General features: G+C 56.3%; 2 rRNA genes (1 of these 2 running past the window's edge). Both read right to left on the bottom strand.

Features of this window, described 5'->3' with window-relative positions:
• Positions 1-2: 2 nt before the first annotated feature.
• Positions 3-119, bottom strand: a 5S ribosomal RNA gene (gene rrf, locus ABGB05_RS36725).
• Positions 120-193: 74 nt separating this feature from the next.
• Positions 194-2,781 (bottom strand): 23S ribosomal RNA (locus ABGB05_RS36720) (it continues 518 nt past the right edge of the window).

Raw genomic sequence — 2,781 nt, 5'->3', positions numbered from 1 at the left:
ATGTCCGGCGGTGTCCTACTCTCCCACACCCTCACGAGTGCAGTACCATCGGCGCTGGAAGGCTTAGCTACCGGGTTCGGAATGTAACCGGGCGTTTCCCTTCCGCCATAACCGCCGTAACCCTATCAACAAATCAAACAACCCACACATTGTTCGTTTGCTGTGAATCACACAGTGGACGCGTAGCAGCTTCGTAGTCAAGTCCTCGGCCTATTAGTACCGGTCAACTCAACCAGTTACCTGGCTTACATCTCCGGCCTATCAACCCAGTCGTCTCACTGGGAGCCTTACCCCACAAAGGGTGGGATACCTCATCTTGAAGCAGGCTTCCCGCTTAGATGCTTTCAGCGGTTATCCCTTCCGAACGTAGCCAACCAGCCGTGCCCCTGGCGGGACAACTGGCACACCAGAGGTTCGTCCGTCCCGGTCCTCTCGTACTAGGGACAGCCCTTCTCAAGTATCCTACGCGCACGGCGGATAGGGACCGAACTGTCTCACGACGTTCTAAACCCAGCTCGCGTACCGCTTTAATGGGCGAACAGCCCAACCCTTGGGACCTGCTACAGCCCCAGGATGCGACGAGCCGACATCGAGGTGCCAAACCATCCCGTCGATATGGACTCTTGGGGAAGATCAGCCTGTTATCCCCGGGGTACCTTTTATCCGTTGAGCGACACCGCTTCCACTCGCAAGTGCCGGATCACTAGTCCCGACTTTCGTCCCTGCTCGACCCGTCAGTCTCACAGTCAAGCTCCCTTATACACTTACACTCAACACCTGATTGCCAACCAGGCTGAGGGAACCTTTGGGCGCCTCCGTTACCCTTTAGGAGGCAACCGCCCCAGTTAAACTACCCACCAGACACTGTCCCTGAACCGGATAACGGTCCGAAGTTAGATACCCAAACCAACCAGAGTGGTATTTCAAGATTGCCTCCACGAATACTGGCGTACCCGCTTCACCGGCTCCCACCTATCCTACACAAGCTAATTCAAGTACCAATGTCAAGCTATAGTAAAGGTCCCGGGGTCTTTCCGTCCTGCCGCGCGTAACGAGCATCTTTACTCGTAGTGCAATTTCGCCGGGCCTGTGGTTGAGACAGTGGGGAAGTCGTTACGCCATTCGTGCAGGTCGGAACTTACCCGACAAGGAATTTCGCTACCTTAGGATGGTTATAGTTACCACCGCCGTTTACTGGCGCTTAAGTTCTCAGCTTCGCCCCGAAGAGCTAACCGGTCCCCTTAACGTTCCAGCACCGGGCAGGCGTCAGTCCATATACATCGAATTACTTCTTCGCATGGACCTGTGTTTTTAGTAAACAGTCGCTTCCCCCTGCTCTCTGCGGCCATACAACGCTCCACCCGCAAGGGGCTTCACGTCTCCGGCCCCCCTTCTCCCTAAGTTACGGGGGCAATTTGCCGAGTTCCTTAACCACAGTTCACCCGATCGCCTCGGTATTCTCTACCTGACCACCTGTGTCGGTTTGGGGTACGGGCCGCTCGGAACTCGCTAGAGGCTTTTCTCGGCAGCATAGGATCACTGACTTCACCTGAATCGGCTCGGCATCACGTCTCAGCCACAAGGTGTGCGGATTTGCCTACACACCGGCCTACACGCTTACCCCGGCACAACCACCGGCCGGGCTCAGCTACCTTCCTGCGTCACCCCATCGCTTGACTACTACCCGCCAGGATCCCAACCTCCCCCAGATCAGTCCGAAGACCTCACCAAGATCAGATGGTTAGCACAACGAGGTTCATCACGGGCGCTCCTTCACGGGTACGGGAATATCAACCCGTTATCCATCGACTACGCCTCTCGGCCTCGCCTTAGGCCCCGACTCACCCAGGGCGGATTAACCTGGCCCTGGAACCCTTGGTCATCCGGCGGAAGGGTTTCTCACCCTTCTTTCGCTACTCATGCCTGCATTCTCACTCGTGCCGCGTCCACAACTCGATCACTCGGCTGCTTCACCCCCGGCACGACGCTCCCCTACCCACCCACACACCTGGACGATGTCCGAAAACATCGCCGAGTTATTGTGTGAATGCCACAGCTTCGGCGGTGTACTTGAGCCCCGCTACATTGTCGGCGCGGAACCACTTGACCAGTGAGCTATTACGCACTCTTTAAAGGGTGGCTGCTTCTAAGCCAACCTCCTGGTTGTCTATGCGACCCCACATCCTTTTCCACTTAGCACACGCTTAGGGGCCTTAGCTGGTGATCTGGGCTGTTTCCCTCTCGACTACGAAGCTTATCCCCCGCAGTCTCACTGCCGCGCTCTCACTTACCGGCATTCGGAGTTTGGCTGATTTCGGTAAGCTTGTAGGCCCCCTAGACCATCCAGTGCTCTACCTCCGGCAAGAAACACGCGACGCTGCACCTAAATGCATTTCGGGGAGAACCAGCTATCACGGAGTTTGATTGGCCTTTCACCCCTAACCACAGGTCATCCCCCAACTTTTCAACGTTGGTGGGTTCGGCCCTCCACGCGGTCTTACCCGCGCTTCAGCCTGCCCATGGCTAGATCACTCCGCTTCGGGTCTAGAACATGCGACTCAAACGCCCTATTCAGACTCGCTTTCGCTACGGCTACCCCACACGGGTTAACCTCGCCACATGCCACTAACTCGCAGGCTCATTCTTCAAAAGGCACGCCGTCACCCCTAAAGGCTCCGACGGATTGTAGGCGAACGGTTTCAGGTACTATTTCACTCCCCTCCCGGGGTACTTTTCACCATTCCCTCACGGTACTTGTCCGCTATCGGTCACCAGGAAGTA

This window comes from Plantactinospora sp. B5E13 (genome assembly GCF_039871775.1).
Taxonomy (GTDB): Bacteria; Actinomycetota; Actinomycetes; order Mycobacteriales; family Micromonosporaceae; genus Plantactinospora.
Note: the sequence above shows the minus strand (reverse complement) of the source record. Positions and strands in the feature narration are given on the sequence as shown.